Source organism: Armatimonadota bacterium (genome assembly GCA_018268395.1).
Classification (GTDB): Bacteria; Armatimonadota; Fimbriimonadia; order Fimbriimonadales; family Fimbriimonadaceae; genus JAEURO01.
The window spans coordinates 600,742-625,774 of sequence record JAFDWQ010000001.1 but is presented as its reverse complement, the minus strand read 5'-3'; the positions used below and the strand labels follow the sequence as shown (position 1 = coordinate 625,774).

At 63.8% G+C, this 25,033-nt stretch carries 23 protein-coding genes; 11 read left to right on the top strand and 12 right to left on the bottom strand.

All coding sequences use genetic code 11. From position 1 onward, the window contains the following. Window positions 1-6: 6 nt before the first annotated feature. Complete coding sequence (locus JST30_02790; protein MBS1713246.1) at window positions 7-963, top strand: ABC transporter ATP-binding protein; 957 nt, start codon at window positions 7-9, stop codon at window positions 961-963. 149 nt (window positions 964-1,112) lie between these two features. On the opposite strand, the gene JST30_02785 is transcribed toward JST30_02790, so the two are convergent. The 11 genes from JST30_02785 to alr form a co-directional block, all read right to left on the bottom strand. Next, entirely contained in the window at window positions 1,113-2,090 is a 978-nt protein-coding gene (locus tag JST30_02785; GenBank protein MBS1713245.1) for a glycoside hydrolase family 130 protein, read from the bottom strand. A gap of 13 nt (window positions 2,091-2,103) precedes the next feature. Further along, complete coding sequence (locus JST30_02780; protein MBS1713244.1) at window positions 2,104-4,686, bottom strand: family 20 glycosylhydrolase; 2,583 nt, start codon at window positions 4,684-4,686, stop codon at window positions 2,104-2,106. Window positions 4,687-4,704: 18 nt separating this feature from the next. Further along, the gene (locus tag JST30_02775) at window positions 4,705-5,910 is read right to left on the bottom strand and encodes a hydroxyacid dehydrogenase (GenBank protein ID MBS1713243.1); all 1,206 of its coding nucleotides are present in this window, start codon (window positions 5,908-5,910) and stop codon (window positions 4,705-4,707) included. Between the two features lie 10 nt (window positions 5,911-5,920). Continuing rightward, complete coding sequence (locus tag JST30_02770) at window positions 5,921-8,080, bottom strand: DUF255 domain-containing protein (protein ID MBS1713242.1); 2,160 nt, start codon at window positions 8,078-8,080, stop codon at window positions 5,921-5,923. A gap of 289 nt (window positions 8,081-8,369) precedes the next feature. Then, window positions 8,370-8,699, bottom strand: a complete 330-nt coding sequence (locus JST30_02765; GenBank protein MBS1713241.1) for a transposase — start codon at window positions 8,697-8,699, stop codon at window positions 8,370-8,372. Then, window positions 8,696-8,998, bottom strand: coding sequence for a hypothetical protein (locus JST30_02760; GenBank protein MBS1713240.1), 303 nt, complete (start codon window positions 8,996-8,998; stop codon window positions 8,696-8,698). Before JST30_02760 ends, JST30_02765 begins: the two co-directional genes overlap by 4 nt. Before the next feature lie 348 nt (window positions 8,999-9,346). Next, window positions 9,347-10,069: an rRNA pseudouridine synthase gene (locus JST30_02755; GenBank protein ID MBS1713239.1), complete on the bottom strand. Its 723-nt coding sequence runs from the start codon at window positions 10,067-10,069 to the stop codon at window positions 9,347-9,349. Next, window positions 10,066-11,289 carry a D-alanyl-D-alanine carboxypeptidase gene (locus tag JST30_02750; protein MBS1713238.1) on the bottom strand — a complete coding sequence of 408 codons (1,224 nt, stop codon included), beginning with the start codon at window positions 11,287-11,289 and terminating at the stop codon, window positions 10,066-10,068. The genes JST30_02755 and JST30_02750 overlap by 4 nt, the downstream gene beginning before the upstream one ends. Window positions 11,290-11,329: 40 nt before the next feature. After that, the gene (gene scpB, locus JST30_02745; protein ID MBS1713237.1) at window positions 11,330-11,884 is read right to left on the bottom strand and encodes an SMC-Scp complex subunit ScpB; all 555 of its coding nucleotides are present in this window, start codon (window positions 11,882-11,884) and stop codon (window positions 11,330-11,332) included. Continuing rightward, window positions 11,881-12,636 (bottom strand): segregation/condensation protein A, encoded by a 756-nt coding sequence (locus JST30_02740; protein ID MBS1713236.1) that lies wholly within the window; start codon window positions 12,634-12,636, stop codon window positions 11,881-11,883. The genes scpB and JST30_02740 overlap by 4 nt, the downstream gene beginning before the upstream one ends. 107 nt (window positions 12,637-12,743) lie before the next feature. Further along, window positions 12,744-13,847, bottom strand: a complete 1,104-nt coding sequence (gene alr / locus JST30_02735; protein ID MBS1713235.1) for an alanine racemase — start codon at window positions 13,845-13,847, stop codon at window positions 12,744-12,746. A 130-nt stretch (window positions 13,848-13,977) separates the two neighbouring features. Here alr and JST30_02730 point away from each other — a divergent pair, with 130 nt between their 5' ends. The 7 genes from JST30_02730 (at window position 13,978) to uvrB (ending at window position 22,078) form a co-directional block, all read left to right on the top strand. Then, window positions 13,978-14,529: a TetR/AcrR family transcriptional regulator gene (locus JST30_02730; protein ID MBS1713234.1), complete on the top strand. Its 552-nt coding sequence runs from the start codon at window positions 13,978-13,980 to the stop codon at window positions 14,527-14,529. Between the two features lie 72 nt (window positions 14,530-14,601). Further along, complete coding sequence (locus JST30_02725; GenBank protein MBS1713233.1) at window positions 14,602-16,578, top strand: DUF4965 domain-containing protein; 1,977 nt, start codon at window positions 14,602-14,604, stop codon at window positions 16,576-16,578. 49 nt (window positions 16,579-16,627) lie between these two features. Then, entirely contained in the window at window positions 16,628-17,569 is a 942-nt protein-coding gene (locus tag JST30_02720; GenBank protein MBS1713232.1) for a phosphotransferase, read from the top strand. Between the two features lie 72 nt (window positions 17,570-17,641). Further along, window positions 17,642-18,550: a PEP-CTERM sorting domain-containing protein gene (locus tag JST30_02715; GenBank protein ID MBS1713231.1), complete on the top strand. Its 909-nt coding sequence runs from the start codon at window positions 17,642-17,644 to the stop codon at window positions 18,548-18,550. After that, complete coding sequence (locus tag JST30_02710; protein MBS1713230.1) at window positions 18,547-19,404, top strand: AraC family transcriptional regulator; 858 nt, start codon at window positions 18,547-18,549, stop codon at window positions 19,402-19,404. The genes JST30_02715 and JST30_02710 overlap by 4 nt, the downstream gene beginning before the upstream one ends. A gap of 58 nt (window positions 19,405-19,462) precedes the next feature. After that, window positions 19,463-19,897, top strand: a complete 435-nt coding sequence (locus JST30_02705; GenBank protein MBS1713229.1) for a hypothetical protein — start codon at window positions 19,463-19,465, stop codon at window positions 19,895-19,897. A 15-nt stretch (window positions 19,898-19,912) separates the two neighbouring features. Beyond that, complete coding sequence (uvrB, locus tag JST30_02700; protein MBS1713228.1) at window positions 19,913-22,078, top strand: excinuclease ABC subunit UvrB; 2,166 nt, start codon at window positions 19,913-19,915, stop codon at window positions 22,076-22,078. A 37-nt stretch (window positions 22,079-22,115) separates the two neighbouring features. Here uvrB and JST30_02695 read toward each other — a convergent pair whose 3' ends face one another. Continuing rightward, a complete protein-coding gene (locus JST30_02695; GenBank protein MBS1713227.1) occupies window positions 22,116-22,931 on the bottom strand; it encodes a PEP-CTERM sorting domain-containing protein in 816 nt (271 codons plus the stop codon). 133 nt (window positions 22,932-23,064) lie between these two features. On the opposite strand from JST30_02695, the gene JST30_02690 reads away from it, so the two are divergent. The 3 genes from JST30_02690 to JST30_02680 are packed head-to-tail and all read left to right on the top strand — an operon-like array spanning window position 23,065 to window position 25,022. Beyond that, a complete protein-coding gene (locus JST30_02690) occupies window positions 23,065-23,316 on the top strand; it encodes a hypothetical protein (GenBank protein ID MBS1713226.1) in 252 nt (83 codons plus the stop codon). Window positions 23,317-23,359: 43 nt separating this feature from the next. Then, complete coding sequence (locus JST30_02685) at window positions 23,360-24,580, top strand: hypothetical protein (protein MBS1713225.1); 1,221 nt, start codon at window positions 23,360-23,362, stop codon at window positions 24,578-24,580. A gap of 43 nt (window positions 24,581-24,623) precedes the next feature. Further along, window positions 24,624-25,022 (top strand): hypothetical protein, encoded by a 399-nt coding sequence (locus JST30_02680; protein MBS1713224.1) that lies wholly within the window; start codon window positions 24,624-24,626, stop codon window positions 25,020-25,022. Window positions 25,023-25,033 lie beyond the last annotated feature (11 nt).

Sequence of the window (25,033 nt, the reverse complement as noted above, 5' to 3'; positions counted from 1 at the left end):
TCTGGCATGTCCATGCTGGAAGTCCAAGACCTTCACGTCGCTTTCGGTCCGACCGAGGTCCTGCGCGGGGTCTCGTTCTCGGTCGAACCTGGGAAGACCCTTGGGATCGTTGGCGAGTCGGGTTGCGGCAAGTCGATGACCGGCCTTGCGGTCATGGGGATGCTCCCTACCGCCGGACGTGTCACACGGGGCCGGATCCTCCTGGAGGGCCGCGATTTGAACACGCTGTCGAAGCGGGAATGGCTCGACGTCCGCGGTCGAGACGTCGCCCTCGTGATGCAAGACCCGTTCACGGCTTTGAACCCGATGATGAGGGTCGGCGACCAGATCGCAGAGGTGTACCGCCTCCACCAAGGCCTGTCATGGTCTTCCGGTCGGGCCAAAGCGGTCGAAATGTTGCGGCGGGTCGGGGTTCCGGCCCCGCCCGAATCGGCCCGTAAGTACCCCCATCAGATGAGCGGGGGGCAGCGTCAAAGGGTCGTGATCGCCTGCGCCTTCGCTTCCAACCCGAAAGTCCTGATCGCGGACGAGCCGACGACGGCTCTCGACGTCACTCTCCAGGCCCAGATCCTCCACCTCCTGAACGAGCTTCAGGCCGAGTCGGGGACGGCGGTCTTGCTCATTTCCCACGACATCGGCGTCATCGGCTCCGTTTCCGACACTGTCGCCGTGTTCTACGCGGGACGGGTCGTGGAGACCGGAACGGTCGCGCGAGTGCTGCAATCGCCGTGCCACCCCTATACTCAAGCCTTGCTCCATGCGATGCCGCGCCGGGGTCAAGACCGTCTGGCCCAGATCCCGGGGCAGCCGCCGGACTTCGGACGCATGCCCGAAGGTTGCTCGTTCTCGCCCCGGTGTTCCTTCCGGCACGACCGGTGCCAAGTGGAGCCCGGGCTCTTGGCGTTCGAAGCCGGACATGAAGGCGCTTGTTGGCTGGTCGACGAAGCCAAGGTCCGGGTTTGAGTACGGGCCTGACTTGTCGTGCAGGCCCGTATCCTGCATCACAAAAGGAAGGACCTGTCGGGTGCCGAATGCGACCTTCGCGGTGCCTGCATCCAGTCGGCTACCCGCCGGCTACGTCTTACAGGCGGGCTGCCTGCACCACAGTGCCGCTAGGACGAACTCCGAACGGCTCGGACAATGTCGTCGACCGTTGTGAACGCTAGGCACGTGACCGTGTCCGCTCCGCCGTAGTAGACCGCGATCCGCCCAGTCGAGGGGTCGCACAGCGCCGCGCAAGGGAACACGACGTTCGGCACGTCGCCAGACAGTTCATAGGGGAGTTGCGGCGACATCAAGTACGGTGCTGAACGGGCTTTCACCTTCCACGGTTCGTCCAACTCCAGAAGGCACGCGCCCCAGTGGTAGACGTACCCGTTGCAACTCGTCAGCACGCCATGGTAGATCAAGAGCCATCCCTCCGACGTTTCGATCGGAACAGGCCCGGCACCGATCTTCGTGCTTTCCCAAGGCTGTTCCGGCTTCATCACCCAGCGGTGGCGACCCCAATGGACTAGATCGTCGCTTTGGCTCAGGAAGATCTCGCCGAACGGCGTGTGGCCGTTGTCGCTCGGACGGCTGAGCATCATGTAACGGCCCTGGACCCTGCGCGGGAACAAGACCCCGTTGCGGTTGAAGGGAAGCAGCGCGTTCTCGATCATCCGGAACGACCGGAAGTCGTCGGTCTCACCGATCCCGATCGTGGGGCCGTGCCATCCGTTGCACCATGTCACGACATAACGGCCGTCGAGGAAGCAGACCCGCGGATCGTAGCCGTAATCCGGCTTTTCGACTCCTGTCGGAACGTCCCAGACGATGGGATCGGGGTCGATGTCCCATGAGACCCCGTCCGGACTGAATCCGGCGTGAAGCCGCATTTCGCGTCGGCGGTCGTCGCACCGGAACACCCCTGCGAACCCGTCGCCGAACGGCACCGCGGCACTGTTGAAGACGCTGTTGCTCGTTGGCGTCGCGTCGCGGGGAACGATCGGGTTACGGTCGTACCGCCAAACGGCGTCCAGGCACCCGGACGGCCGTTCCTGCCACGGGATAAGGGGCAGCGGCGCCCCGATGATGCGAACGGACGACATGGTGCCTTGCCCGCTAAGGGATCGCGATCTCCCGTACGACGAGCCAGTTCCCGTTGTCTTTCGTCAACCGGATCCGGACGGCCTTCACGTTGAACCCGATCATGCCGGTTTTGGCGACACCCTTCTCGAACTTCGCCATTTCCCGCCACTTCTGCCCATCGGGCGAGACTTCGAGAACGCCCTCGTGGACGTAGTCGTCGGGGTGGTCCGGATGCCCGGTCGTCACGGTGAGGCCGGGCACCAGGTCGGCTTCGTCGAACACGACCGTGAACGACGAACCTGCCGACGGTTGGCCGTACGACCAAAAGTACGTATCGTCAAGCCCGTCGAAGGCCAAACCGGGTGCATGGTCGCCATAGGCCGTCCAAGGGGTCTCGATTTTGCAGGGACGGGTCATCCGGGTGAACAAGGCCATGACCGAAGGGGTCGCGACACCGCCCGGAAGAAAACGCTTGACCCGTAGCCTCGCCGACTTCTCCAATTGGACGGGTCCGGTGTACAAATGCGCCGCGTCGGTCGGCTCGCTCCCGTCGAGCGTATAACGGACTTCGCCGGATTCGTCCATGGAGAGGACCTTGACCTCGGTCTTGCCGCTGAAGCTCCCTCCGTTCGGCTCTAACAGCGGAACGGTCGCCAGGGACGACGTGTCTGCGATCGCCTTGTCGAATTTGGCAAGGTTCCGGTCCAACCACCACGGCCGACATTCGGCTTTCCAAGCCGCTTCGTATTTGGACCGTAGCGTTTTGAGCTGGGACGCTAACGACTCGGCCGCTTCGCGTGCTGACTCGGCCCTGGAGGCCGGCGCGATCTTCATGAAGTTCGGCAGCTCCGCGACCACTTTCGCCTGTGCGAAGAGATAAGCTGCTTTGGCCCCTGCGACCAGGGCCGCGTCGAGGGTCTCGGCGTTGCGCGACGCTTCGGCCTTCGCCTTCAAGATCATGGACAGGACGTCCGATGTCTCTTTGGCGAACCCGGGGTCGGCAGCGGCAGCGGCCACTCGAGGATCGGTGTCCCACGGCGCGCGCCAGAACGCCTGGTCGGACAATCCGTTGGTAAGGGGCCACGCCCGCAGCCGGGACAGCCTCCAAAAAGCTCGGGACAGCTTGCCGTCCTTCAATCCGTAAAAGAGGCGGGGGAAGGCCTCGTTAAAGGACGCGACCCTTGGATGAGGCACGTGTTGTCGCGTCAGGTCCGTCCCGTTGATCCCGTTCCTCATGGGGACGACCGTATCGCTGATGTCGGGTGCGGGCGTCCAGGAGACTTCGGCGCCCCAGACCAGAGGAAACCAATTGTTGTTGAACAGGTTCTCGCCCGTATCGTCCCAGGTCGTGTTCAACATTCCCATGGCACCGTTGGCCGCTCCGTCACGGACGAAGTTCGAGATATTGACCGTCGCGGCGTCCAGGTCCGGGTAGATCTGGCCCCAACACGAAACCCCGGGGCAGACGAGGAACTTGTATCCCATCTGGGTGAACGGCTTGATCTGGTCGACGAAACTCGCACCCGGGTGGTAGCCCCACGTGAGGACGATCAGGTCCTTGGGAAGGTTTTTCCTGATGTCGGGATACTGCAAGGCGATGTCGCCCCACATCATGCAGGTCTTGCCGTGCTTCTTGAGAAGGTCGTTCACCCGGTTGATGTGTTTCGCGTACACGTTTCCGAGCCCGTCCTTCTTGACCATCTCCTTGCTCGCACCTTCTCCAAGACCGTACGTTTCGTCGCAATTGATGTTGAACAATTTGGAGGTGTACGCCGGAGCGATCTCGTCGTAGACGTCTTTCAAGAACGCATAACTCTCCTCTTTAGCGGGCGAGATCACGTTCGGCGTCTCTCCGAGCTTTTCGTAGCCTTTGACGCTCAGGATGTTTGCGAAGTGGCCGAAGCTCTGGAAGTTGCCGATCAACTGCACATGGTGCTTCTTACAGTAGCGGTCCAGATCCTTGATGTCGTCCGCGGTCAGGCCGTCCTTCGGAGCGATACGAGGGTGCTTTTCGAGCCGGAAGACGTGCTCCGTGTAAAGCGTGAACGCGTTCAGCTTGTAGTGGCTCAGTTCCTTGACCTGCTTCTTCAGAAACGCCAAGTTCGGGATCGGTCCGCGGCTCACGTCGTCCTGCCAACCCCGCATCTCGAGGCTCGGCCAGTCCACGATGTCGACGCTGGGGATCAAAGAGCCGTCCATGTTCGCCCGGATCAATTGGCGCAGCGTCTGGACGGCGTAGTACGTGCCTGCAGCCGACTTGCCTGCGCAGACGATCTGTTTCGGCCGGACGCTGACGATGTAGGCGTCCTTCCCGGCGTCGGCGGGCAAGCTCAGGTTGAGAAGCCGGAGCTTCGGGGCGATCGCAGCGTCCGTCGTCCGACCGACCGTGACGTACGGTTGTGTCTTGCGGTCGCGCCACCGGAAACTGCCCGCAGAGTCTGCGATGATCATCTCCGCCGCGTAGGCGTCGTCGGGACTGGAGTTGCACACCCAGACCGGTGAGCGGCCGACCATGCTGAACCCCCCTTCCCGCACCTTGACCGTCTTCGGTGTCGGAACGAGGTGCAAATCGGGTGCGGCCACCGTCAAAGCGACGCCGGCCAGGATCGTCCACATAAGGTGGAGTTTAGCCCGTCACTTCGCGATGGAGAAGCAATTGCTCGAGAACACGTCGGGCGACGTCCGGATGCGGCCGAGACAACTTTCAGAAGGCTCCTTGTCCACAGAGATCTGAGCGATCGCGGCATGGGCGCCACCGAGCACGATGTTCTCCATTTCCTGGACGCTCGCCCCGTCCTCTTTAAGGAACGACAAAACCGACGCGAGCACGCCGACGCGGTCTTTGTGCCGGACCACGAGGAGGTGGGTGGCGGTCTCACCCTTTGCGATGTTCACGACATTGGGCACGTGTCCCGTGTTGCGGTAGTCGCGTACGATGCGGACCGTTTCTGCGGCGACGGCCTCTTGAGCCTGCTCGGTCGAGGCGCCGATGTGGTGCGTACAGTAAACGCCGGGCAGCTCCTTCAGTTCGCCGTCATAGTCTCCCTCTCCGCCCGTGGGTTCGCCTTCGAAGACGTCCAGGCCGGCCCGGATCCGTCCTGACTTGACGGCTTGCACTAAGGCCGACTGGTCGACGACTTCGGCTCGGCTCGTGTTCACGAACAGCGCTCCGGGCCGCATCGCGTCGAAGAAGGCTCTGTCCAAAAGACCCTTCGTCTCGGGCCGAAGGGACACGTGCACGCTGACGATGTCCGACTGTCGGGCCAGTTCCTCTAAGGAATGCGCCTGCCCGATCCCGAGAGCGGCGGCGACGTCGGCAGTCATCCAGCGGCTGAAGCCGACCACGGACATGCCGAACGCCTTCGCCCGAGGGATCATCTCCTGCCCGATCTGACCCATTCCGACGAGGCCGATGGTCGAACCATAGAGCCCCTTGGCCTTGCTGAAGCCTTTCTTGTTCCACTTGCCCTGCCTCAACTGGGCGACATTGTCGGGGATCTGCCTGTCGAGGCTCAAAACGAGTCCGAACGCGAGTTCGGCGACGGCTTGCGCGTTCTTGCCCGGGCAGTTGGCGACATAGATGCCTTGGGCGCTCGCGGCCGCGACGTCGATCGTGTTGTAGCCTGCTCCGGCCCGGATGATCAGGCTGAGCGACGAGAACTCCAACATCGAAGCGTCGACCTTTGTGCTCCGGACGATCAACACTTCAGCCCGATGCTCCTTGATCGCGGCGGCCAAAGCCTCCCCGCTCAGGTCAGGCTCGTTCACGACGTCGCAGCCGAGAGCTTTCAACCCCTCGAGACCGCTCTTCTCGAACTTGTCGGCAACCAGCACTTTCATGGGGCGGATTCTACTTCAGCCGTCCTTCGACGACCCGCACTTCGGGCAGTGAGCATTCGCTTTCCGTGCACGATTGGAACCGGACGCGGACTTCGAACCGCCCTTGGGCGCCTGCCGCTCTGATCCTCAGGCCGATGACCGTCCGGCCACGGTACGTCCCGTCCTTGTTTTCGGGATAGGCCGCCTCGGCGTAGGCGCCATCGACCTCGACGTCGGTCGGGACCAGCCATTTCGCCGCGGGATCGTCCGAATTGACGTGAACGCCTTCTGGGATGTCCAGCACGATCTCCGCATAGGCAAAACCGTCGTCGTCGGGCTCGAGCTCTCTCGGGACCAACGTCACTCCGATCTGTGCGTCCTGGGTCGGACGAGCAGGTTCCGAACGGCCCGCCACGCCCCCTGCGGAGACCAAGGCGAGGAGGGCTTCCCGCAAAAGGGTCGGCGTCGCTGCGGGCGCGCGTTCCATCCAACCGAGACCCGCGTCCAGGACGGCTCGGGACTCTGTGCTAAGTCCGAGGCGCCGGAAGACCCTTGCCGCCACTCCGTTCGGACTCGGGGTCGCATTGTCCATGAACGGTTTCGAACGGCCGAACAAGGCCTCTCCGTCGTGGGCCGTGAAGGTGCACCCGCCGGACGGACCGCCGTGGCGTTCCACCATTTGGCGGGCCAATCGCATTGCTGCCGATCGCCACGTGTCGTCCTCCGTGACATCGGCAAGGTCAAGGAACCCGTCGGCAAGGAAGGCGAGATCGTCAAGGAAGGGCTGACCGCTTGGACGTCCGTCGGTCACCATGTGGGGAAGTCCTGAGTCCTCGAGGAACCCGAGCCAGGAACGTGAAGCTCGGACGGCCTCTGTGACGCGTCCCGCCTGTGCCATCGCCCCGATCGTCAGACCGTTCCAGGAGGCCAGACACTTGTGATCGGTTCCCGGCCGGACCCGTCCGGACCTTGCGTTCCGCAAGGCGTCCAATTCGGACTCGAAGAGACCCTCCACGTCCCTTTCGAGGTTCAGGACGTTCCGTCCCGTCGTGCGGCCTGTCGCTTCGTCAAGGTAGTTGCCGCCCGCGGTCAGACCGAACGTCGCGGCAAAGCCGGGCGCACGGTCGGTCAGGGCTTCGTCCACTTCACCTGTCGTCCACAGGTAGTAAAGCCCCTCTTCCCCCTCGCTGTCGGCATCGAGCGCGGACATGTACAAGCCAGACTCCGCCGTCATCTCCCTTTCGATCCAGTCCGACGTCCGTTCCACCGTACGGTCGAACAGGGCTTGAAGCCTCGGGTCGCCCGCGAGCTTGCGGCCTTCCGAGTAGGCGGTCAAGAGCTGCGCGTTGTCGTAGAGCATCTTCTCAAAGTGGGGAAGAAGCCAGCGGTCGTCGGTCGAATACCGGTGGAAGCCTCCACCGACATGGTCGTAAATCCCCCCGAGGGCCAGCCTCTCCAAGGTGAGCAGGGCCATGAGGGCGGCTTGGCCGGGCAGTTCACCGGAATCGCCTGGCAGGTCTGGCCGGTACCGGGCGTAGTCGCACAGGAAGAGGAGCGCGGCATGGGGCGGGAACTTGGGCCGGTCCCCGAACCCGCCGTGCTCATGGTCGAAATCCTGATGAAAGGCCTCCACCGCACGGTCAAGAAGCTGGACGTCAAGGACACCCGACGATGCGGGCAAGTTCCGCTCCATGACCCCGGCGAGGGCCGTCGCAAACTCGTCGGCCGTCCGCTCGACGTCGGCCCGCGATTCCCGCCAAGCCGTGGCCAACGAGTTCACCACTTGGAGGAAGCTGGGATGGCCGCCCCTCGATTCCCTCGGAAAATATGTCCCTGCGAAGAAGGGTTTCTTGTCCGGCGTCAGGAAGACGCTCATAGGCCACCCGCCGTGCCCATGGGCGAGTTGGACGGCCGTCATGTACGCCTCGTCCACGTCTGGTCGCTCTTCGCGGTCGAGTTTGATGCTGACGAACGACCCGTTAAGAGCTTGGGCCGCCTCGTCGTCTTCGAAGCTCTCATGGGCCATGACATGGCACCAGTGACAGCTCGAATAGCCGACGCTGAGAAAGACGGGCTTCTGTTCCGCCCGCGCCAGTGCCCAAGCTTCCTCGCCCCACGGCCACCAGTCCACCGGGTTGTCCTTATGCTGCAAGAGGTAGGGGGAAGCCTCGTTCGCGAGCCTGTTGGGCATGTCGCCCGAGTATGGTGCCCCCTCGGAGCGGGGACTTCAGTCCGCATTGGGTCCACGGAGCGTACGGGTGTGCGGACTTCTCGGGACTGGAGCGCGGACACTTCGGGGCTGGAGCGCGGACTTTAGTCCGCAGGACCCCGGGCTTCAGCCCGGTGCATCCGGTCTTCGAAAGCCATAGGACGCGGACTTCCCGTCAACGGAGCGCGGACTTTAGTCCGCTGGAGCCCGGGCTTCAGCCCGGCGACCTTGGATCACGTCCGCCTCATCGCCCTTCTGGAACGATCTCTCGCTATGGAGCGTCGGCTTCAGCCCGGCGCTTTTCTGCCCAAGCGACAAGCTTCGCTTCGTTAGCCGGATAGGCCGAACTAAAGGCGTACCCGCTCGCTGAAACGGCGAGCCGAGCCGTCACAGGGTTGTGCTCGACGTACGTCGCAACCTTTACGAAGTGCGCTTCGTCCCGGACGACGCGGTCGAAGTAGTCCGGTTGCCAGAGTCTGCCGCGCCTGCCAAGGGCCTCGTTGGCGAGGCGGGCGCTCCTTCCCTTGAGGGCTTGGACGAAATCGCAAAGCCGAGTCTGTTCAGGAACGGTCACGACAGCATGGACATGGTTCGGCATCACACAAAAAGCGTGAAGCTGATATCCGGGAAGTCGTCGAAAAGCACGTGCTGAACGGCTATGGCGGCCATCGGTCGCGCGAGCAAGCATTGCCCGTAGCCCTTGTCGAGCAAGGCTTCGACCTGTTTTGGCCGGACGTCCTCGCCTTTGGAGGCCGCTTGCCGGATCAGGCGGTCGTAAACCTCTTGCGGCAATGAGTCGTGAAGCCGCCAAGTCAGGAACTGGACGGCGCCGGGCACGTCCCAATGCGGCAGGTAGCCTCGGCTCGAATAGCTCTCGTGGGCCGCCGACGTCGAGCGCATGCGTCGATTTTGTCGACAGACGTCGGCTATGTGGTGTCGTGATTTTGCATCCGGGCTTATGCTGGTGTGGGCTGAAGCCCACGATCCGGAAGACTGAGTTCTGCGACCTGCTCGGCCCATCGCACGCTCGCCGGGCTGAAGCCCGGGATCCAGCGGACTGAAGTCCGCGCTCCACGGGAGGGCGAGGTCCGCGACCTGCTCCGCCCATCGCAGGGCGAACGCTCGGTGAACGGGTCCTGCGGCGTCAAGACGCTGAAGTCATCGCGGGTCCTCGCCTGATCCAGACAAACCTGGCTCCAGGACCGGGGCCCGCAGGCTTTCGTGGGGAACGACGGCGCTCCAGAACGGTCAGGCCAAGCCCACGGCCTTGCGAAGCGTCTCGACCTCTTTCGCCCCCAGCCTGCGGGCCTCGCCGGAGGTCATGCCCTTCACCCTCAGTTTTCCGATACGCGTACGGCGCAGGGCGACGACCGGATGCCCGACCGCTTCGAACATGAGGCGCACCTGGTGCTTGCGGCCTTCATGGATCACGAGGGTCACGGTCGCCAGCCCCTTCTTCTCGTCATAGTTGATCACGTCGGCACGGGCCGGAGCGGTGACGGCCCCGTCGATCCGGATGCCCTTTTCGAGCCGGGCGAGGTCGCGGTCGTCGGGGAGGTTCCGGACCGTCGCCTCGTACTCCTTTTCGACACCGTAGCGGGGATGGGTCAGACGCGCCGCCAGGTCGCCGTCGTTCGTGAGGATCAGCAGGCCTTCCGTGTCCATGTCCAAGCGGCCGACAGGTTTCAAGCCGGCATCGGCGAGCGGGAAGTAGTCACGGACCGTCGGACGGCCGAGTTCGTCGGAGAGTGTCGTCACGACGCCGCGCGGCTTGTTGAACAGCACGTAGACCGGCCGGGGCAGAGTGATCGTCCGGCCCTCCACCTCGACCGTGTCCGCATCAGGATCGACGGTAACGCCCATATCGGTGACGACCGTGCCGTTGACGGCTACGACGCCTTCGCGGATCAGTTCCTCGGCCTTACGGCGGGACGTGACCCCGCACTGTGCGATGTAGCGGTGGAGCCTCATGAGCGGACAAAGGACTCTGCCATGCGTCGCGAGCGAAGACGCATGGCGAGCGCGGCCCCTCCCAAGGCCACGAAGCCGCCGATCACGGCCGGGTTCGTCACGATCCCGGCCAGGGCGGGCCGCTGTCCGACCGTCTGGTCGGCCAAGACCGGGATCCGGACGGGACGCTGACGCTCGTACGTGACGAGAACGGCGCCGATCTCGTCGCCGACGCGGACCGGAGCCTGGAGTCCTGGGGTCGGGACGAACTGGACGTCGACGTCGACGCCGCCTTGTGTCGGCAACGGCAGGGTCAACCCCTTATCGACCCGACCGTGAACGGACTCGGACGTACCGTCCTTGACGGGGGCGTCGAACGCCGTTCCGGCCTCGACGGCATCCCGGAGCTCCCAGTTCTGGTAGCTCCACTCCGTCAGTTCCTCCTGGTCTTTCACCCAGTCCTTGCTGTCGAGGATCACGGTCACGACCTTCATGCCGTTGCGCTCGGCGCATCCGACGAAGCAGTGTCCGGCGGGTTTGGTGTAGCCGGTCTTGACGCCGAGGGCGGTCGGATCGAGGGGCAACCATTTGTTGCGGGAGACCATGACGGTGTCCTTGAGGTTAAGGCTCCTCACGACGGTCTTCCTCTGGGTTCTCACGACTTTGGCGAACAGTTCGTTCTTCATCGCTTCGCGGGCCATGAGGGCCAAGTCATAAGCCGTGGTGAGATGGCGCGGATCGTGTAGGCCGTGGGGATTGACGAACGTCGTGTCCCGGCATCCGATCTTGGCGGCCCGCTCGTTCATGAGCTTGGCGAACGCCTCGTCGGACCCGGCGACATGGACGGCCACTGCGTGGCACCCGTCGTTCGCGCTCCGGAGCATGAGGGCGTACAGCAACTCCTCGGCCCGGATCTGCTCTCCAGGCATGAGGTGCATGCTGCTCTCCTTGACGGACTGCGTGTCGGCGGGCGCGGTCACCGTTTCGTCCGGCCGACACGTTTCGGCGAGCAGCAAGCCCGTCATGATCTTGGTCGTACTGGCGGGCGGCCGCTTCAGGTCGGCGTTTCTCGCAAAGAGCAAACGACCTGATTCGCATTCGACGACGACCGCGGCCGAGGCCGTGATCATCGGCCCGGCATAAGATTGCGGCTGCTTCGCGGCTGCGGGAACGGCCGCAGCCCCGCACGCCACAAGGGCCATGGCGAGCCGGATCACGTCCGAGGGGGGCCGTCTCGTCATGACGACCATTATGACCCTTCGTTTCGCGACCGGGGCGCCTTCATTCCAGGGCGAAAGAAGCCTGGTCGGGCAACGATCCTTCTCCGACCGTCTGCGGAAGGGCCCGCTCGACGGGCGGCAACTGGGAAAGGTCGTCGAGTCGGAACGCATGGAGGAACTGCTGGGTCGTACCGAACAGGAGCGGCCGACCTGGCGCCTTTTTACGGCCGACCTCGGTCAAGAGCCGCTTGTCCAAGAGCTGGCGGAGGGCATAGGAACTGTCGACGCCGCGAACGGCATCGATTTCCGCAGCCGTGACCGGCTGCTGGTAGGCCACGATGGCGAGGACTTCCATGAGGCTGCGGCTGAGCTTTTGCTTCTGAGGCTTGGCGAACCGGGCCAACGTCATCGCGTACTCGGCTTTGGTGCAGATCTGAAACCCACCTGCGATCCGGACGAGTTCCAAAGCGGAATCGTGGTGAAGGCGCGCACCGATCTTATCGAGCGCCTCCTCGACTTCGAACACGGGACACTCGATCGCCCGGGCCAGGTCTTCCGGCCGGACCGGCGAGTCGGCGACGAACAAGAGGGCCTCCACGTGCCGAAGGACGCTCATGAAGCCACCGCCCGAGCGAATTCGACTTCGCCTTCGGCGATCCTGACCCGGGCTTGGGAGAGGCGGATGAGTTCGAGCAGCGCGAGAAACCACCAGACGACCTCGCTGCGACGGAACTCTCCTGTGACGATCTTGTCGAGCGGGCGGAACTCCACGGCCAGGACGCCGAGCACGATCTTCATCTGTTCGCTCAGCGAGCGCGACGGGCCACGGGAAGCCCCTGGAGGATCGGGATGGGCCCTGGCGAGCAAGCGGGACAAGGCTCGCCCGAGGTCGAACAGGCTGACGTCGCCCATGTCAATCGGGAGCTCATAGCTGGAAGTACGGCCTTCAGGGGGACGGAAGAACACTTGGCCGCGCTCTTCGGCCAGTTCACGAAGGGCCTCGATCGCAGGGGCGAACTCGTGCATCCACGGCTCGGCCCGCTCGACGCCCTCCTCTGACTCCGGTTCCTCGTCCTCGTTCGGCAGCAGCGCCCAGGCCTTACGTTCGAGAAGATAAGCGAGCACGGCGAGGGCCGCCGAAGACCGGTCGATGTCCTGTCGTGCGCTCTCGACGACGTAAAGGAGATAGGCCTCGCAGACGGGCGCGAGCGGGACGCCAAGAAGGTCGACCTGGCCCTCGCGGACGCTCAAGAAGAGCGTCGCCAGGGAACCTGTGAACGCTTCGCACTCCACGAGGATCTCGGGGGGTTGCGTGACGCCGAGGGCGGTGATCTGGTCGGTTTTGGCGAGTTCGCGGGTCGAAGACATCTTCGGAGGGGCGGGCGTGAAGGGACGATACCTCGGGCGGGTCCGACCCGTGACCCAAGAGACGAACGGCCGCCGGAAGCGGATGCCGGCCCTGACGGGCGACGGCGCTAATAGTGATAGCGTCGGGGGACGCGCGACATGATTCGGGTGACGATCTCGTGGGAGTTGGTCTCAGCGAGCTTGGCGAGGAGCGGGACCTGGACGGAGTCACCGATCAACAGGACTTCGTCGCCGATCGTCGCGTCCGGGATGTCGGTCACGTCGACGATGATCTGGTCCATACAGACAAGGCCGACGACTTGGGCCTGACGCCCACGGACTTCGACGACGCCTCTGCTGCTCAGCGTCCTCGGATAGCCGTCGCCGTAACCTGCCCCGACCGTGGCGAGGCGGCTGTCGCGGTCCAGCACCCATGTGCCCGAGTACCCGACAGGGTCGCCTTGGGACGCTTCCCGGATCGCGGTGAGACGTGCCGTCCATCGAAGGACGGGCTTGGCCGCACCCTCGAGAAGGTCGAAGGGATCGATACCATAGCCGATGATCCCGACCCGGACGAGCGTCCCCCATGCTTCAGGGTGCCGCACGGCTCCTGCACTGTTGGCGGCTTGGACGATTTCGAACGAGAGACCGGCTTCCTCGCACGCCTGGAGCGTTTCGAGCCAACGGTCGATCTGGAGCCGGGTGAAGGCCGGATCGCGCGAACTGTCCGCAAAATGCTGACAGATGCCGACGAGCTTCAGATCGGGCATCTCGCGGATGGCGAGGGCCAAGGCGACGGCCTGTTCCGGATCACACCCGAAACGGTGCAGGCCGGTGTCGACTTTGAGATGGATGCGTCCGGGCTTGCCGACAGATCGGGCGGCCGCATCGAGCGCACGGGCGGTGTCCAGGTTCTCCGTGAGGACGTCAAGGTCGTAGAAGACGGCCTGTTCGGCTTCGATGTCGAGGATCGGGGACAAGGCGATGATCGGCGCCTCGATCCCCGCGTCCCTCAGGGCGATCCCTTCTTGGACGGTCGCCACCGCCGCCCAGTCCGCGCCGTTGCGAAGCGCGTACCGCGAGACAGGGACAAGCCCGTGACCGTACGCGTCGGCCTTCGTCACGAGCGCGATGCCGACCTTAGGGTCGGTGACGCGATTGCGGACTTCGGCCAGATTGTGCGCCAGGGCGGGCAGATCGACGTCCGCCCACGTTCGCGGATAGGGCTGCACCCGGCCATTGTGAGCCTAAGCGTGCGTCCTACACTGGGGCTTGACCGTCGAAAGTCGAGCCCCGAGGGCCCGAAACTCGACCACCTTATGGTTGACAACGGTGGGCCTGCCGGTGGACAATCGGGATGCTATGGCTGATCGCAGACAGGAGGTCTTGGTCACTGCCTACGGGCTCATGGGAACCAAAGGGTTGGAGGAGGTCCATGCGAGGACCGTCGCCGCCGAAATGGGAGTGAACCATGCGACCGTCCACTACTACTTCCGACGACGGTCCGACCTTTTGGCGGGCGTCGCCGACTACGCGCTCCAAATCCTTAAGGAAGACCGGGAGCGGTTCCAGGAAGGGGCCGCGTCCCCCCGGGACATGGTCGAGAACGAGCTGGCCCTGGCCGAAGCCTATTGCCGCAAGCAGAGCCGGTTCGTGAAAGTGCTCGCGGGCCTGTACGTGGCGGGCGTCTCCGATCCGGTACTCCGCAAGAAGCTGAAGGCCCTCTGGGCGGCATGGCTCCAGTTGCTGTCCGATCAAGTTCCGTCCTCAAAGGCGCGGAAGGACTCGCCGTTCAACGACCCTGAACTGTTGATGGCGACCGTGTTCGGCATCGGCCTCGCGAGCCACATGCTGGAGGGCGGCTTCAACGCGACGGCCAAGGTCGACGCGGTCCAGTCGTCGTTGTTCGGTTAGGCGGCTGACGGGCGGCACGGCCCAGGTCACGTAGGCTAGACTCGCCTCGTGGTCACGCTGGTCGCCGCCTCGATGCTCATGCTCCAAGACTTCCGTCCGCCCGCCGTACCCCTCGTCACTCACGATCCGTTCTTCTCCGTCTGGTCGTTCAACGACCGTCTGACCGACGATTGGACCAAGCATTGGACGGGGAAGAACCAGGCGATGTGCGGGATGGCCCGCATCGACGGCAAAGCGTTCCGATGGATGAGCCGCGGGCTCGGCGGACTTCCAGCCATGGACCAAGTCTCGTTGGAGGTCCTTCCGCACGTCACCGCTTACACGTTCAGCGCGGCCGGGATCCGGCTGACCGTGCGTTTCCTGCCGTGGCAAGACGTCCGTGACCCGGACCTGTGTTCGCGAGACCAGACCGACGTCGAAGTGACGGTCCTGTCGGACGACGGGAAGCCGCACGACGTCGCGGTCTACCTCGACTGTTCGGGCGAACTCGTCGTCGACGACCCGTCCCAGTCGGTGCAGTGGAGTCGGTTGCGCAAGGGCGGATCGGACGTCGCCGCCATGTGGCACGACGGCAGGAAACCGCTGAACCGCACGGGCGACGACCATCGTTCGGACTGGGGCGTGCTTCACTTGATCCCCAACGGCGGCCAGATCGGGTTCGGGGGGAGCGAGGACGTGCGCCGTCAGTTCGCTTCCTCAGGTTCGCTTCCTGTCGACGACGACTTCCGGACCCCTCGGGCGGTCTCCGACGACTGGCCCGTCATGGCGTGCGTCCAATCGGTGTCCGGGGTCGGTGCAGAACCCACGACGTTCCGGATGCAACTCGCCTATGACGACGACTTTGCGATCGAATACTTCCGACGGCCGCTTCGGGCTGCTTGGAGGACCGGTGACCGACCGTTCCTGGCCGAGCTTGGAGAAACGGCCCGCCCTGCAAGTTCGTACGAGTCTTACGGCCGCTCCCTCATGGAATCGTGGACGAAGGTCGGCGGACGGCCTTATGCCGATCTGGCCGTTTTGTCGTACAGGCAGAGCCTGGCGGCGCATAAGATCGTCCGGGACGAAGACGGCAGCCTCTTGATGTTCAGTAAGGAGAACTTCAGCAACGGATGCATCGGAACGGTCGATGTCATGTACCCCGCCTGCCCGATCTTCCTCGCGTACAACCCGGAACTGCTCAAAGCGAACCTGAAGCCGGTCCTCGACTACGCCGCTTCGCCAAGGTGGAAATGGTCGTTCGCGCCCCACGACCTCGGCCAGTATCCGAAGGCGAACGGGCAAGTCTACGGCGGCGGTGAAAAGACGGAGGAGAACCAGATGCCGGTCGAAGAGAGCGGCAACATGCTGATCATGTGTGCCGCGTATCTGGAGAAGACCGGCGACGAAGCGTTCATCAAGTCCTATTGGAAGGAACTGACCGAGTGGGCCGAGTACCTGAAGCGGTTCGGCGTGGACCCCGGGAACCAACTCTGTACGGACGACTTTGCCGGGCACATGGCGCACAACGCCAACCTCTCGGTGAAGGCGATCGTGGCCATGGCCTGCTACGGCCGGATGGCCGGACACCTCGGTGACAAGGCCACGATGAAGCGATGGGACGACACGGCCAAAGGCTTCGTCAAGGAGTGGATGAAGCTCGCCGACGACCAAGGGCACTACCGGTTGGCCTTCGACCGGGCCGGAAGTTGGAGCCAGAAGTACAACCTCGTCTGGGACAAAGTGCTGAACTTGGGCCTCTTCCCACAAGAGGTCTACGACAAAGAAGTCGCCTGGTATCTGAAGAACCAAAACACCTTCGGACTGCCCCTCGATAACCGAGCGGACTACACGAAACTCGACTGGACGGTATGGACGGCATGCCTGGCTTCCAAGAAGTCGGATTTCGACGCGATCATGGCGCCGCTCTACAAATGGATGAACGAAACACCTGACCGGATCCCGTTGACCGACTGGTTCGACACCAAGACGGGCAAGTGCGTCGGGTTCCGGGCCCGCTCGGTCGTCGGCGGCGTCTTCATGCCGCTGTTGATTCCGGAACTACCGGGTTAGCGAGGACGCCCCGGGCGGGCACCGGCACTTCAACGGGTACCTTCACCTCTTGGTGGAGCCCCGCCCGTTCTCGCCTGAATCCGTCCAAGCCGTCGCCGATAAACACGGCCTTGGGAACCCCGTCGTGCCGATGCGGAAACTCGGCATTATCAACGACATCTGGGCTGTCGGCGGCGCGGTCGTCAGGATCCCGGCTCAACCCGACTATGAACCGCCCCTCTATGCGGAGTCCGTCGCCGCACCGGCGGCTTTTAGGGCCGGTGTCGACACGCCGAAGATCATCGTCTTCGACGACGACCGGGATATCGTCGACGCTCCTGTCATGGTCACGGAGCGGGTCTGGGGCGAGACGTTGGGGACATGCGCCGTCTTCGAGACCTGGGAAGAGGCAGAAGCCCAGTGGTCTTGGCTGCTGCACGACCTTGGTTCCGCCATCGCGGCCCTGCACCGGACCGCGGACGTCCCCGACCCTCTCGCGCGGCTCAATCCATGGTGGGTCGACGACCCGGCCGTCGAAACGGCGTCGCTCGCGGAGAAGGGGTCGTTGACACCGTCGGAATCGTCGTGGCTGGAGGCCTGGACCGCTCGGCTTTCGACAGCGTTCCCGTACGACCCTCTCGGCCCTCCGGACCAGAACGTCTTCGTCCACCATGACCTTCATCCGTACAACGTCATGGTCCAGGACCGCCGGGTCGTCGTCCTTGACTGGGGTAACGCGTGCTGGGGTGATCCGGCCGTCGACTTTTCCGGTTTTCCGCTGTGGGCTTTGCCGGGTCTTGTCACGGCGTACCGGGACGCGGGCGGTGTGACCGACGAAGGATTCGAGGCGCGCGTCCTCTGGTCATGGTGCGCGCTTGCGGTCGGCGAACCGGCGTTTCTGGACCCTTCTCTGTTCCGCCGTCCCTGGTGGCGGCTCCCCGTCGGTGGTGTCCCGGAACTTCGGTGGAGACTCGAGGCCATGCCACCGGAATGGAAGCGCTGGAACCCTTAGACGGGCTGAATTCCGCACCGCCGGTCAGGTTTTGTCCGACAAGCCGCCGGAGAATGGTCACGGAGCACACCGATGCGAACGACCTTCTTTCTCCTGACCGCTTTCATCACTCATGCCGCCCTTGCCGAAGAACTCTGGGTGGGAAGCTACACGGGCGACCACATCAAACGGTACGACCTGACGACGGGGACGCTGATCGGCCCTGTAGAGGGCGGTCACTTGAACGGTCCTCTTGGAATGTCCCTAGGGCCGGACGGCAAGGTCTACGCTACGAGCGAACTGACCGGATCGGTCGAGACCTTTGCCCAAGACGGTTCCTGGAAGGGCCGCTTCGCGACGGCCTCGTCGCCGACCGCGATCGCCTTTCGACACGACAAGTCGGCCTTTGTCGCAGAATTCGATACCGACAGCGTGTCCTGGTACGCACCGGACGGGACGCCGAAGGGAACCTTCGTGACCGCAGGTTCCGGCGGCCTCGATGGGCCCGACCTCGGCACGGTCTTCGGGCCTGACGGCGACCTCTACGTCCCGAGCTTTTGGAGCGGCGCGGTCTTGCGGTACGACGGGGCGACGGGTGCCTCGAAGGGCGCGTTCGTCGTTGCCGGTTCGGGCGGGCTGTCACAACCCCGACAAATGCTGTGGCGTGGGCCCTATGTCTATGTTTCGAGCGATAACGGGAACAGGGTGCTCCGCTACGACGGTACATCGGGTGCGTTCGTCGACACCTTCGTCACCACCGGTTCCGGTGGCCTGAACGGAGCGTCCGGCATGGCGTTTTACGGAGATTCGTTGTACGTGACCAGTTGGAGGAACAACCGCATCCTTCGCTACGATGCCGCGACAGGCGCGTTCCAGGGTGCCTTCGTGACCACGGGCCTCAGTGGGCCGGTCAGCCTTCTCGTCGTCCCCGAGCCTGCGTCGTTGATGGCTCTGACCGCCGCAGGGACGGCCCTTCTCAAAAGGAGACGGTCGAAGCCGTGAAGGCCAAGACGCGGCGGGAGCTCGGGATCGTCATGGGCGATCTGATCGGCCGCGTCTTGCGTTCGCCGCTTGACTTTGAGTCGGCCGAGCACATGGCCGACTCCTGCGGCTATTCCCGCTTCCACCTGACGCGCGTCTTCCAAGCGTTGACGGGCGAGAACCTTAGCGTTTTTCTCCGCAGGATCCGCCTCGAGCGTTCCGCCTGCCGTCTGGCCCAAGGGGCCAGTGTCTTAGAAGCTTCGGAAGCTGCCGGCTTCGATTCGCCCGAGGCTTTTTCGCGGGCGTTCCGCAAAGCGTACGGGGTCCCGCCGAGCGGCTTCGACGCAGGGCACCACGAGTGGCGGTTGCCGTCGGACGAGGGCTTGCACTGGATTCCGGAGTGGGAGCCCGAGCCTGGTGACAAAGTCCGCAAGACCAAGTTCGACGCACGACTGGACCGCACCCCAGCGGTGCGGCTGGCCGTGGTCCGGCACACCGGGAACTACGCGAAACTGTCGTTGGGATGGGAGACGGTCCCGTACCTTGAAAACCGCAGGTGGGTGACCGTGTACCACGATTCGATCTGGACGTGTCCGCACAGCGACCTGATGCGGGCCGACCTCGGATACGTTCTGAGCGACGGCGAGCGTCCTTGTGACGGGTTCAAGACCCTAGAGATCCCAGGGAGCCTGACGGTCAAGACCGTCCGGTTCGTCGAACGGAACGAGCGCCACGAAGCATGGACGCACATGACGGGCCGCTGGCCGGACGCGGCGTGCTCGTGGGACGAGTACGCGGAGTGGCCGTTGCCCTTCGAGACGGTCCGAACAAAGGTGTGCCTGTCGTTGCGCGCGGCGCCACCCGGGACCGATTGAACTTGTCCTGCCGCTGGGTCCCTTCGATCCGGTGCCGTCTTGCGACGTTGGAGGACACATGGACGACGGACAACGCCGTCAGAGGACCGTCGAAGCCTTGGAGTCTTTCGGACGGGCCCTGAGCGAGAACGACCGGGCGGGCATCGCCTCCGCCTTCGACTTTCCCGCCTTCTTCATCGGACACCAAGGCGCGTTCGTCCTCCATTCAGAGGAAGAACTCCACACGATGTCGGCCGAAGGGAGAAAATTCTACGATGACGAAGGGATCCTAGCGACAAGGCCGGAAGTCCAGAGCTACGGTCCGCTCACCGACCGCCTGTCCGAAGCGACGGTCCGATGGCCCGGCTTTGACGCTGCCGGCAACGAAGTGTGGACGGAGACGTCGCGCTACGTCTTCCTGACGGGCGAGGACGGCCGGCCGAAGATCCGGGTCGCGGTCACTCTGGGAGGCGAAACGGTAGCGCAAAGCGGCCGCCATCCAGAGCCGCGCTAGTATACTGAAGTCCACATGTCTTCCGTGCAGTCGATCGTCCGTTACGACACGCCCTTCGTCTTGAACCCGGACTACACGCCCAAAGGAGACCAGGCGCAGGCGATCGAGCAACTCTGCGACGGCATCGACAGCGGATACCGTTTCCAGACCCTTCTCGGTGCGACGGGAACGGGCAAGACGTTCACGATGGCGAGCGTCATCGCGCAGACGCAACGCCCTGCCCTGATCATCGCCCACAACAAGACCCTGGCCGCCCAACTGTGCCAGGAGTTCCGAGCCTTCTTCGCCGAGAATTCGGTCCAGTACTTCATCAGTTATTACGACTACTATCAGCCGGAAGCCTACGTCCCTGGAAGCGATCTCTACATCGAAAAGGACAGCAGTGTCAACGAAGAGATCGAGCGGTTGCGCCACGCTGCGACCCAAGCACTCCTCGAGCGGCGAGACGTCGTCGTCATAGCGAGCGTGAGCTGTATCTACGGCCTGGGTTCGCCCGACGTCTATGCGGATTCCGTCGTGACGTTCGAAAACGGAGTGGAGTTTCCGATGCAGGAGGCCATCCAGAAGCTGGTGCAGATGCAGTTCACGAGGAACGACATCGTTCTCGACCGTGGCACCTTCCGCCGAAAGGGCGACGTCCTTGACATCCAGCCGAAGGACGAAGAGATCGTCACGAGGGTCGAGTTCTTCGGCGACACCGTCGAGCGGATCCGGCTGATCGACCCCCTGACCCAGGACGTCATCGACGAGCCGTCACGCTGTTCGGTCTTTCCCGCCACGCACTACGTCACGCCATGGGAACGGATCGAAACCGTGCTGGCTCAGATCGAGGACGAGAGGGACCGCCAGGTCGTGTGGTTCGAAGAACAGAAAAAGCTGCTGGAAGCCCAGCGGCTGAAGCAGCGGACGGACTTCGACCTCGAGATGATCCGTGAGGTCGGGTTCTGCAACGGGATCGAGAACTACTCGCGCTATTTCGACGGACGTGAAGCCGGAACGCCGCCGTACACGCTCCTCGACTTCTTGCCGAGCGACGCCGTGGTCTTCATCGACGAATCCCATGTCACGCTGCCCCAGATCCGAGCCATGTACAACGGGGACAGGCAACGCAAGTCAGTGCTCGTCGACTACGGGTTCCGGCTTCCCAGCGCCTTGGACAACCGGCCGCTCCAGTTCGAGGAGTTCTTGACAAGGGTCCCTCAAGTGGTCTTCGTCAGCGCGACGCCCGGCCCGTTCGAAGGCGAGCAAGAGTCGCAACGCGTCCAGCAGATCATCCGACCGACCTACATCGTGGACCCCGAAGTCGTGATCCGCCCCACGAAAGGCCAGATCGACGACCTGATGAACGAGATCAAGACGCGCGTGGACAAGGGGCAACGGACGCTCGTCACGACGCTCACCAAACGGATGGCCGAGGATCTGACCGGTTACTTGGAAGACCTGGGGGTGAAAGTTAACTACATCCACTCCAACGTGCATTCGTTGGACCGCCCCGAGATCTTACGCGACCTTCGGCTCGGCGTGTACGACGTCGTCGTCGGCGTCAACCTGTTGCGCGAAGGCCTGGACTTGCCCGAGGTCACGCTCGTCGCCATCCTGGACGCCGATAAGGAAGGGTTCCTTCGTTCCGAAACGTCGCTCGTCCAAACGATCGGACGCGCGGCCCGCAACGTCAACGGCCTTGTCATCCTCTACGCGGACAACGTCACGGGCTCGATGGAAAGGGCCATCGGCGAGACCAACCGACGCCGCGAAGTCCAACTTGCCTACAACGAAGAGCACGGGGTCGAGCCGTACACCATCCAGAAGGAGGTCCGCGAAACCGTCCGGTCTTACGAAGTCGTGCGGGAACTGGTCTCGCAGTACGGCGACGTTTCGCCGCCGGAGCCGGACGAGACCGGAGGAGACCCTTCGGACTCTCCGCTCCTGAAGATCGGGGGCGACGGCGCACGCGTCTGGGTCAAGTCGCAACCTGACCAAACGGTGAACATCGACGACATCCCGATGATGATCGGGGCTTTAGAACGTCAGATGAAGGATTTCGCCAAAGGCATGGAGTTCGAAGAGGCTGCCCGAGTCAGGGACGAGATCGTCCAGCTTCGCAAGGTGATGGGCGTCACGGACGGCAAGATCGGGGTCAGCGCCAGGCGCAAGGATCCGAGGCGGCGCGGGCGGTCCTAGCCTGAAGGCCTTGTCGCCCGCCCGCACCGCGCACGGATCACCTCCGACGCCTTCGCCGGACCGCTAAGGACGCCAGCGACAGGCCGAGGACCAGGAATGTCCCCGGTTCGGGAACCGGATTCAAGATGGCGTCGTCCATGACGAGCTCCGAGTGGAACAGGCCGAAGCTGTCGATGTAGTGCCCCCAGTTCGTCCAAGTCAGGGTGACGGAGGACGCCGTCGGTTGGAACACGATGTAATAGCGCTGTGAGGCGCCGAGTCCGGAGAGCCCGCCCGGAGCGGCGAGCAACAACTGTGCTTCGCCCGTGATATCGAGGCCGAAGAAACCGTCGCCCCAGGAACTGAACCCGGCGTTCTCGCCCGAAGCCCAAAAGTCGAGCAGATACTGCTGGGACGTGTTGAGCCCCGACACGGTCTGACTCAAGGTCACAGGCCCGAAGCCGGGTTTGGGTTGGATGTTCGGGTTGCCCGAGAAACTGACCGAACCGTCCGGGGCGAACGTCGGGTCCATGGCGAGCGGCATCATGATGCCGGCTCCGAAGTAGACCGCGTTCTCGCCGTGAGGGATCGTGTCGCTGCCTACGAGTTGTGGACCGTTGTTCCCCCATTGCGCGTAGTTTTGCGGCCCTCCCGAAGCCGTCCAGCCCGTCAAGCTCATCGAAGGGGTCAGCGTCGTCCCCGTCGCCCAATACGACAGGTTCGTGGCCGACCCGGCATCGGCTTCGAAACTTCCATTGGTGAGAAGGTTCGACGGACGGTTCCCCAAGAGCGTGTCGCCACTGGTGACCGAGACGATCGACGCTTGGGAGAGCGAAGCGGCGACGAGGGCGACGAGGAGGGCGGTTCGTTTCATGCTGCGGTTCCTTATTGAGAGATTGTCGGTCGAACGTGACACCGGCCTGGATTCCTCGGTGACCGAAGTCAGGTCGAACGAGTGCAACCCTTCTCCACGTCTTCAGGTACACGGAACACCGGGGAGCGATCCGATGAGACCGAAAGCCCGCCTCAGTCCTCAAACCTTCTCGGCTTGTGCCGCTCTGGCCCTTGTCTTGACCGTCCATGCCCCGTCGGACGGGAAGGGTCTCGACCTCTTGCTCTTCGCGGCGCGATGGACGGGCAACACCCTCTTGATCGGCTGTATCGCCGCCCCGTTCCTCTACGGCCGCACGTCGGGTCAGACCCAGCGCCCCATTCCCCGGCGCGTCCGGGCCGGAGCGGTGCCCAGACGGCACCTGTGACCTTCCAAGCGGGATAGAATCGACCCCGAATTGGGAGACGACTTTGCCTGACGTCCGGACCTTATGGACTTTGGTCTCGGGAGCTTCAGACCCGTCGATCGGCGGCATGGAATCGCGGAGGTTCCAGGCCGTCAAGGCCGTGACCGCACTGGCCCTCTTGGCGTCCATGATCGTCGCGGCACCCCTTTGGACGACCGGACGCGACTTTCCGCTCGTCCCCGTACCGGCGTTCTGGCCGAACCTCCCTCCCCCTTTCGACACCTTCGCCTTGTTCGCCCTCATCGGCCTACTGGTCGTCTCGGTGGCCCGTGTCCCGGCGCGTCCGTTCCTGATCGCTTTCCTGATCCTGGCCGTGTTCGTGGCTCTGGGAGATGCGAACCGATGGCAGCCCTGGTTCTATCAAGACGTGTTGCTTTTGGCAGCCCTGGCGACGGTGCGGTCCGCAACGTCCGACGATGACACCGGACGGTCGTTGGACGCTTGCCGGGTCGTCATCGCGTTCACGTACGTCTGGAGCGGACTGCACAAGTTCAATTTCGGGTTCCAGCACTCGTCGTTCGCCTTCGTGTTCCAGCCCGTCCTCGACAATCTGGAACCTGGATTCCGAGAGACCGTCCTGAAGCTCTGGTTCGTCCCGCCGGCCGTCGAAGCCCTTTTGGGTTTCGGACTGCTGTGGGGAAAGACGAGGAACGTTGCGGTGGTCGGTCTGGTGGCGATGCACGCCTTCCTTCTTGCGATGCTCGGACCCTGGGGCCGCGACTACAACTCCAGCGTCTGGCCCTGGAACGTCGGGAACGCCTTGCTCGTGCTGACGCTCTTCTGGAAGGCGGACCGTTTCCGGCTCGCCTCGGGCTTGTTCCGGCGACAGGGCGACCTGACGAAGTCCGCGGCCGTCGTCCTCATGGGCCTCCTGCCTTCGCTCTGCCCCTTCGGCCTATGGCCGCCCTATTTCTCAGCCGCGCTCTACACCGGCGACGTCGTCCAAGCGATCGTCGTCCTGGACCAGGAGCGTGCTTTTGCAGCTCCTCCCTCCCTGGCGGGCGTCCTCCGGCCCGATCCGGAAGGCAGCGCCGTCAACGTCGGAAAATGGGCGCTGGCCGCGATGAACGCCCCCGTGTTTCCCGATGAACAGGTGATCCGTCGTGTCTGTCGGACGTTGTCACGTCCCGGCGACGGCCCTGGCCGGGTCCGGATCATGTTCCTCGACCGCCCAGGCTGGACCGGGCCGCTCCTCAAAAGAAGATGGGTCGATCTTGCACCGTGACGTACGTTTGTGAGACACTGTCGCCTCGGAGAGGTCGGTGGCGATGGATGATCGTAAGGAACTGCCGAACGTTCGGCTGATGCGGGTGCGGGACGTTTCCGAGACTCGAGAGCAGCGCCTGGTCCGAACGTGGATCGAGGCTTGGCAGGCCAAGCGTCGGGCTGAAGAAACGATGGCGGGCCTACGTCCCGAGATCGAGTCGCTCCTCGATGACGGCGTCCTGCTCGAAGCGCCTTTGGGAACGCTCGGATGGTCGGAAAGCCGCATGTTGAGGGCCGATCGGGTCGCATTGGCCCAGGACGTCGGGACGTACGTCTTCGCCAAGGCGAGCACGATACCGTCGGGCAAGATCCGTGAACTGATCCACGGTGGACTGGTCGCACCCGACGCGCCTTACTTGTCTTACGAGACCGTCAGACGGCTCGTCACCACGTTGCGGTGACGACTCGGGCC

Excerpts from the sequence above, each read along its gene's own strand:
- JST30_02790 (MBS1713246.1), top strand. The coding sequence starts at position 7 with ATGTCCATGCTGGAAGTCCAAGACCTTCACGTCGCTTTCGGTCCGACC.
- JST30_02785 (MBS1713245.1), bottom strand. The coding sequence starts at position 2,090 with ATGTCGTCCGTTCGCATCATCGGGGCGCCGCTGCCCCTTATCCCGTGG.
- JST30_02780 (MBS1713244.1), bottom strand. The coding sequence starts at position 4,686 with ATGTGGACGATCCTGGCCGGCGTCGCTTTGACGGTGGCCGCACCCGAT.
- JST30_02775 (MBS1713243.1), bottom strand. The coding sequence starts at position 5,910 with ATGAAAGTGCTGGTTGCCGACAAGTTCGAGAAGAGCGGTCTCGAGGGG.
- JST30_02770 (MBS1713242.1), bottom strand. The coding sequence starts at position 8,080 with ATGCCCAACAGGCTCGCGAACGAGGCTTCCCCCTACCTCTTGCAGCAT.
- JST30_02760 (MBS1713240.1), bottom strand. The coding sequence starts at position 8,998 with ATGCGCTCGACGTCGGCGGCCCACGAGAGCTATTCGAGCCGAGGCTAC.
- JST30_02755 (MBS1713239.1), bottom strand. The coding sequence starts at position 10,069 with ATGAGGCTCCACCGCTACATCGCACAGTGCGGGGTCACGTCCCGCCGT.
- JST30_02750 (MBS1713238.1), bottom strand. The coding sequence starts at position 11,289 with ATGACGAGACGGCCCCCCTCGGACGTGATCCGGCTCGCCATGGCCCTT.
- scpB (MBS1713237.1), bottom strand. The coding sequence starts at position 11,884 with ATGAGCGTCCTTCGGCACGTGGAGGCCCTCTTGTTCGTCGCCGACTCG.
- JST30_02740 (MBS1713236.1), bottom strand. The coding sequence starts at position 12,636 with ATGTCTTCGACCCGCGAACTCGCCAAAACCGACCAGATCACCGCCCTC.
- JST30_02730 (MBS1713234.1), top strand. The coding sequence starts at position 13,978 with ATGGCTGATCGCAGACAGGAGGTCTTGGTCACTGCCTACGGGCTCATG.
- JST30_02725 (MBS1713233.1), top strand. The coding sequence starts at position 14,602 with ATGCTCATGCTCCAAGACTTCCGTCCGCCCGCCGTACCCCTCGTCACT.
- JST30_02715 (MBS1713231.1), top strand. The coding sequence starts at position 17,642 with ATGCGAACGACCTTCTTTCTCCTGACCGCTTTCATCACTCATGCCGCC.
- JST30_02705 (MBS1713229.1), top strand. The coding sequence starts at position 19,463 with ATGGACGACGGACAACGCCGTCAGAGGACCGTCGAAGCCTTGGAGTCT.
- uvrB (MBS1713228.1), top strand. The coding sequence starts at position 19,913 with ATGTCTTCCGTGCAGTCGATCGTCCGTTACGACACGCCCTTCGTCTTG.
- JST30_02695 (MBS1713227.1), bottom strand. The coding sequence starts at position 22,931 with ATGAAACGAACCGCCCTCCTCGTCGCCCTCGTCGCCGCTTCGCTCTCC.
- JST30_02690 (MBS1713226.1), top strand. The coding sequence starts at position 23,065 with ATGAGACCGAAAGCCCGCCTCAGTCCTCAAACCTTCTCGGCTTGTGCC.
- JST30_02680 (MBS1713224.1), top strand. The coding sequence starts at position 24,624 with ATGGATGATCGTAAGGAACTGCCGAACGTTCGGCTGATGCGGGTGCGG.